General features: G+C 67.4%; 1 protein-coding gene. It reads left to right on the top strand.

What is annotated here, in order from left to right:
- Positions 1–17: 17 nt before the first annotated feature.
- The coding region (locus ABT123_RS36530) for a non-ribosomal peptide synthetase (RefSeq protein WP_351322736.1) at positions 18–7,474 on the top strand (7,457 nt) is incomplete at its 3' end.

The raw sequence follows: 7,474 nt of genomic DNA, 5'->3' as shown, positions 1-7,474 counted from the left end.
GTGCCGGTGGTGCTGCCGTGCTGGAGGAGTTCGAAGGTGGTGGCACGGGTGTGGTGCCGCTGCTTCCCATCGCGGAGTACATGCTCGAACTGGGCAACTACGACCGGTTCGCGATGGCCATGTTGCTCGACCTGCCGGAGGGAATCGACCTCGCAGGACTGACGGCGACACTGGGCGCTGTCCTCAACCATCACGATGTGCTGCGCTCCCGTTTGGTCCTCGACGGCACCGGTGGGTTCATGCAGGTGGGCCCGCCGGACTCGGTGGATGTGGCGGGGCTGATGCACCGGGTCGAGTGCGATGGCCGGTGGCAGGGCGAGGAGTGGGACCGGCTGGCGGCAGCCGAGCTGGAAGCGGCATCAGAGCGCCTGACGCCGACCGGTGGGGTGATGGCCCAGTTCGTCTGGTTCGTCCCGACCTCCGGTGCTGCGGGCCGGCTGTGGGTGGTGCTGCATCACCTGGTCGTCGACGGGGTGTCCTGGCGAATCCTGCTGCCGGACTTTGCGGCGGCGTGGAAGCGTATACGAGCTGGCGAGGCGCCGGAGTTGCCGCAGACCGTGACCTCGGTGCGGCGTTGGACTCATGCGCTGTTGGAGGAGGCCCGTAGTCCCGAGCGGGTGTCAGAGATGGGTGTGTGGCGGTCGGTGCTGGATGGGCCGGATCCGTTGTTGGGGTCGCGGGCGTTGGATCCGGCGGTGGATGTGATGTCCACGGTTGATCGGGTGCGGGTGGGTGTGTCGTCGGCTGTGACGGAGGCGTTGTTGACTACGACGCCGGCTGTGTTCCGTGGTGGTGTGAATGACGGTCTGCTGGCTGCGCTGGGTGTCGCGGTGGCGAAGTGGCGTCGTGTGCGGGGTGTGGCGGAGCCGTCGGTGTTGGTGAAGTTGGAGGGGCATGGTCGTGAGCAGGAGGTCGTGCCGGGTGCGGATCTGTCGGGCACGGTGGGCTGGTTCACGAGTATGTTCCCGGTGCGGTTGGACACGGCCGGGTTTGATCTGGATGAGGCGTTGGCCGGGGGTGCGGCTGCGGGTGGTGTGCTGAAGGCGGTCAAGGAGCAGTTGTCGGCTGTTCCGGACAAGGGGCTGGGCTTTGGTCTCCTGCGGTATCTGAATGAGGAGACGGGCGCTGAGCTGAAGGAGTACGGGACCGGGCAGATCGGGTTCAACTACCTGGGCCGGTTCTCCGCCACCGACATGCCCGAAGACTTGCGCGGCCTCGGCTGGACCCAGGCGGCCGAACTGGAAGCTCCTCCCGGCGAGGACCGGCCGGCACTGTCGACCGTGGACATCAACGTCCTTGTCGTGGACACCGAACTCGGACCGCAGCTGGACGCCGTGATCGGGTTCCCCACTGGTGTGCTCAGCCGTGCAGCCGTGCAGGAGCTGGCGGATCTGTGGTCCGAGGCGCTGGAGGCGATCGCCCGGCATGCGACCTCTCCGGGCGCGGGTGGGTTCACTCCGTCGGACCTGCCGTTGGTGGAAGTGAAGCAGCAGGACATCGAGCTCTGGGAGCGGCGCTACCCCTCCCTCTCCGACGTCTGGCCCCTCACCCCCCTCCAGTCCGGTCTGCTCTTCCACACGATGCTGGCCGACTCCGCGTACGACGCGTACCAGATGCAGCTGGCCTTCCATCTGTCCGGTTCGGTGGACGCGGAGCGGATGCGGGCGGCGGGGCAGGCGCTGCTGGACCGGTATCCCAACCTGCGGACCGCGTTCGTCACCACGTCCGAGGGCCATCAGGTTCAGATCGTGGTCGATGGCGTCGAGCTGCCCTGGCAGGAAATCGACCTGAGCGACCTGGGCGAGGAGGCCCGCAGCGAGGCGTTCGAGCGGTTCCTCGTCGAGGACCACGCCGCCCACTTCGACCCGGTCGCGCCTCCCATGCTCCGGCTGAAGCTGGTCAGGATGGGCCCCGATCGCTGTGAGCTCGTACTGACCGCGCACCATGTGCTCTTCGACGGATGGTCGTTCCCCATCCTGATGCAGGACATCCTGCGTCTCTACGGGGCCAATGGCGAGCTGAGCGCGCTGCCGCGGGTCCGGGGCGGCTACCGGGACTTCCTGACGTGGCTGTCCCGCCAGGACGACGAGGCTTCTGCCCAGGCCTGGGCCAGGGAACTGGTCGGCGTGGAAGAGCCCACTCTGCTGCTGCCCGAAGCTGTTGTTGCTGCGGAGAGTTCTGGTTTCGGGCAGGTGAGCGCCCCCTTGTCGGCGGAGGACGCCAGGGCGCTCGCCCGGCGTGCCGCAGAGCTGGGTGTCACCGTCAACACTCTGGTACAGGGTGCCTGGGCCGTGCTGTTGGGACAGCTGACGGGGCGCGCGGACGTGGTGTTCGGCGCCACGGTCTCGGGCCGGCCGCCGGCGGTGCCGGACGTTGACTCGATGGTCGGCATGTTCATCAACACGCTGCCTGTGCGGGTGATGTACACGCCGGGTGAGACGCTCGCCGAGGTGCTGACCGGTTTGCAGGGGCGGCAGGCGGCTCTGCTGGACCATCACCATCACGGGCTGTCGGACATCCAGCTGGCCACCGGTATCCAAACGCTCTTCGACACGCTGCTGGTATTCGAGTCGTATCCGGTGGACCGGCTCGGCATCAATGAGGCGAACGCGGCCGGCAACATCGCTGTCACCGGCATTCGCCCGATCTCGAGCACTCACTACCCGCTGACGGTACTGGCCGAAGTCGAGCCTCAACTGCGGCTGACGCTTCACTACCAGCAGCATCTGTTCCAGCAGGAGTCGGTCGAAGACATTGCGGGGCGACTGGCCTCCGTGCTGCGGCAGCTGGTTGCGGATCCGCATGTTCCGGTGGGTCGGGTGGATGTGCTGGAGCCGGGTGAGCGTGAGCGTTTGGCTCTGGTGAATGACACGTTCGCGCTGGTCGAGGGGGTGTCGGTTGCGGGGTTGTTCGAGCGGCAGGTGGGTGTGTCGCCGGATGCCGTGGCTGTGGTGTGCGGCGGCGCGGAGTTGTCGTACGGGCAGGTGAATGAGCGGGCGAACCGGTTGGCGCGGGTGTTGGCGGGCCGGGGTGTGGGTCGTGGTTCGGTGGTGGCGGTTGCGTTGCCGCGGTCTGCGGAGCTGGTGGTTGGGTTGTTGGCGGTGTTGAAGGCTGGTGGTGCGTATGTGCCGGTGGATCCGAAGTACCCGAGTCACCGGTTGGGCTTCATCCTGGGCGAGGCTCGTCCGCAGGTGATCGTCACTGATGCGGCGACGGTCGGTGTGCTGCCTGAGAGTGATGCGGAGGTTCTGCTGCTGGGTGATGTGGACCTGGTGGGCGGTGAGTCCGGGGATCTGGGTGTGGTGACCGGTCCCGAGGACTTGGCGTATGTGATGTACACGTCGGGTTCTACCGGGACCCCGAAGGGCGTGGCGGTCAGTCACGACACTGCGGCCAATGGTGTGGCCCGTCTGGCCGAGTGCATTGGGGCGGGGCCGGGGCGTCGGGCTTTGGCCAGTGCGTCGGTGAACTTCGACGTATCGGTGTTCGAGATCTTCACCAGTCTCTGCCACGGTGGGTCCATCGAGATGGTCCGTGACGTGCTGGTGCTCGGTGAGCGCGGTGGGTTCGACGGTCAGATCATCTCCACTGTCCCGTCGGCGTTCGCGGAGCTCGTAGACCTGCTGGCCGACGGTGCTGCGAGTGTGGACACGATGGTGTTCGCGGGTGAGGCGTTGCCGGCGAGTCTGGTGGCGCGGGTCCGTGAGGCGTTCCCCGGCGTGAAGGTGGTCAACGCTTACGGGCAGACCGAGTCGTTCTACGCCACGACCCACACCGTCGCGGACGGCGAGGGCAGTGCCCCCATCGGGTTGCCTCTCGGCAACATGCGCGCCTACGTTCTGGGCACCGGGCTGCAGCCCGCGCCCGTCGGCGCGGTGGGTGAGCTCTATGTGGGCGGGACCATCGCCCGCGGTTACTTCGAGCGGGCAGGTCTGACCGCCGAGCGGTTTGTGGCGGATCCGTTCGGTCCTGCCGGCGCGCGCATGTACCGCACCGGTGACCTGGCGCGGTGGAACGCGAACGGCGAGCTGGAGTACCTCGGCCGCGGTGACAGCCAGATCAAGATTCGTGGGTTCCGTATCGAGCCCGGTGAGGTCGAGGCTGCTCTGACCGCCCACCCGGCTGTTGCTCAGGCTGTGGTCGTGGCCACCGCCGGGAAGCAACTCGTCGGCTACGTTGTCCCGGAGGGTTCGGGGGACGGGCCCACGGTGGAGGACCTGCGGTCGTTCGTGTCCGGCAGGTTGCCGGAGTACATGGTCCCGTCGGCGTTCGTGCTGCTGGACCGGCTGCCGCTGCTGCCGAACGGGAAGCTGGACCGGGCGGCGCTGCCCGAGCCGGAGTTCGTCGGCGTTGAGTACCGGGCGCCGCGTACGGTCCAGGAGACGGTCCTGGCCGAGGTGATCGCCGAAGTCCTGGGCCTGGACCAGGCCGTGGGGATCGACGACAACTTCTTTGTGCTGGGCGGACATTCGCACCTGGCGACCCGGTTCATCAGTCGGATCCGTACCGAGCTCGGCGCGGAGATTCCGATCAAGACCGTCTTCGATTCTCCTACGGTCGCGGAACTCGCCGCGCACCTCACCACAGACGCCACCCCCTTGCGCCGCCCCCTGCAGCGCCTTGCGCAGCGTCCTGACCGGCTCCCGCTGTCCTTTGCCCAGCGCCGTCTGTGGTTCATGGACAAGTTCGAGGGGCCGTCAGCCACCTACAACATCCCGCTGAACCTGAAACTCACCGGCGAGCTCGACGCGGACTCCCTCGTCGCCGCACTGCAAGACGTGGTGGCTCGGCACGAGAGCCTGCGCACCGTGTACCTCCAGGACGCCGACGGGGTCCCCTTCCAGCAGATCCTCCCTGTCCAGGAAGCCTTCCTGACCATCCCGGTTGTGGAGGTCACCGCCGAAGGCATGGCCGCTGCCGTTGCCGAGATGGCCGAGTACCGGTTCGACCTGTCTTCGGAGATTCCGGTGCGGGCCCGCATCCTGCGCACCCGTCCCGACGAGCACGTCCTCTCCTTCGTGATCCACCACATTGCCGGCGACGGAGAGTCGATAGCAGTGCTGGTCCGTGAAGTCTCGGCGGCCTACACCGCGCGTAGGGAGGGTCGCGCACCCGAATTCGCCGAACTTTCCGTCCAGTACGCCGACTACACCCTGTGGCAGCGTGAACTGCTGGGTGAGGAGAGCGACCCGGAGAGTCTGCTGGCCGCCCAGACCGGCTACTGGCGCAAGGAGCTCGCCGACATTCCGCAGCCGCTCCAGCTGCCGACGGACCGGCCGCGTCCGCCGAAGGCCAGCCACCGCGGCGAGATGATCGAATTCGTTCTGGACGCCGATCTCCTCGCCAGGATCGAGGAGTTGGTACGAGAGCGGGACGTGACGGTCTCGATGGTCATGCAGTCGGCGCTCGCCGTGCTGCTGCACCAGCTGGGCGCGGGCGACGACATCGCCATCGGCTCCCCGATTGCGGGCCGTACCGACGAAGCGCTCAACGACCTGATCGGCTTCTTCGTCAACACCTGGGTGCTGCGAGCAGAGCTCGCGGAGGTTTCGACCTTCGACGAACTGCTGAGCCAGGTGAAGGAGAAGGCAGTCGGCGCCTACGGAAACCAGGACGCTCCCTTCGAGCGCCTGGTGGAGCTCCTCAACCCGGACCGCTCGACTGCCCACCACCCGTTGTTCCAGGTGATGCTCGCCTGGCAGAACTTCACCCAGTCGGACTTCGACCTGCCTGGCCTGCGCGTGGACCTCGAGCCCGGCGCCACCGGGACGGCGAAGTTCGACCTGTTCATCAACCTCACGGAGCGGACAGGCCCGCACGGCAGGGACGTACAGGGCCTGATCGAGTACGCCGCCGACCTCTTCGACCGCGAGACGGCGGAGCAGATCGCCAAGCGGTACGCACGGGTGGTACGACAGGTCGTCGCCGATCCTGGAATGCGAATCGACTCGGTGGATGTGCTGGAGCCGGGTGAGCGTGAGCGTTTGGCTCTGGTGAATGACACGTCCGCGCTGGTCGAGGGGGTGTCGGTTGCGGAGTTGTTCGAGCGGCAGGTCGGTGCGTCCCCGGATGCCGTCGCGCTCTTGTGCGACGGGGTGGAGTTGTCGTATGGGGAGGTGAATGAGCGGGCGAACCGGCTGGCGTGGGTGTTGGCGGGCCGGGGTGTGGGTCGTGGTTCGGTGGTGGCGGTTGCGTTGCCGCGGTCTGCGGAGCTGGTGGTCGGGTTGTTGGCGGTGTTGAAGGCTGGTGGTGCGTATGTGCCGGTGGATCCGAAGTACCCGAGTCACCGGTTGGGCTTCATCCTGGGCGAGGCTCGTCCGCAGGTGATCCTGTCGGATGCGGCGACGGTTGGCGTGCTGCCTGAGAGTGGCGCCGGGGTGCTGCTGCTGGACGAGGTCGATCTGGCTGTGGGTGAGGCCGGGGATCTGGGTGTGGAGGCACATCCGGATGACTTGGCGTATGTGATGTACACGTCGGGCTCGACCGGCACGCCGAAGGGTGTCGCGGTCAGCCACGCCACTGTGGTCAACGGTGTCGCCCGTCTGGCCGAGGCCGTCGAGGCGGGGCCGGGGCGTCGGGCGCTGGCGAGTACGTCCGTCAACTTCGATGTGTCGGTGTTCGAGATCTTCACCAGCCTGTGCCATGGCGGGTCCATTGAGGTGGTCCGTGACGTGCTGGTGCTCGGTGAGCGTGGCGGGTTCGACGGTCAGATCATTTCCACTGTCCCGTCGGCGTTCGCGGAACTCGTAGACCTGCTGACTGATGCGACGAGTGTGGACACGCTGGTGTTCGCGGGTGAGGCGTTGCCTGCCAGTCTGGTGGCGCGGGTCCGTGAGGCCTTCCCCGGTGTGCGTGTGGTCAATGCGTACGGCCAGACCGAGTCGTTCTATGCCACCACCCACACCGTCGCGAGCGGCGAGGGCAGTGCCCCCATCGGGTTGCCTCTCGGCAACATGCGCGCCTACGTCCTCGGCCCCGGGCTGCAGCCCGCTCCGGCCGGCGCAGTCGGTGAGCTGTACGTGGGTGGGACCATCGCCCGCGGCTACTTCGAGCGGGCGGGCCTGACCGCCGAGCGCTTCGTCGCCGACCCCTTCGCCACGCCCGGCGCGCGCATGTACCGCACCGGTGACCTGGCGCGGTGGAACGCGAACGGCGAGCTGGAGTACCTGGGCCGCGGGGACAGCCAGATCAAGGTTCGTGGGTTCCGTATTGAACCCGGTGAGGTCGAAGCGGCCCTCACTGCGCACCCCGCTGTTGCTCAGGCTGTGGTCGTGGCCACTGCCGGCAAGCAACTCGTCGCCTACGTCGTCCCGGCCGCCACGAGGGGCGAAGGCGACGCCGAGCATGTGGGTGAGGGCCAATACGATCTGGCGGGCTGGATCTCGTCACGCGACCTGCGGACCTTCGCGGCGAGCAGCCTGCCGGAGTACATGGTCCCGTCGGCGTTCGTGCTGCTGGACCGGCTGCCGCTGAT

This window comes from Streptomyces sp. NPDC002054 (assembly GCF_040296685.1).
Taxonomy (GTDB): domain Bacteria; phylum Actinomycetota; class Actinomycetes; order Streptomycetales; family Streptomycetaceae; genus Streptomyces.
This window is presented reverse-complemented; position numbering and strand designations above follow the sequence as displayed.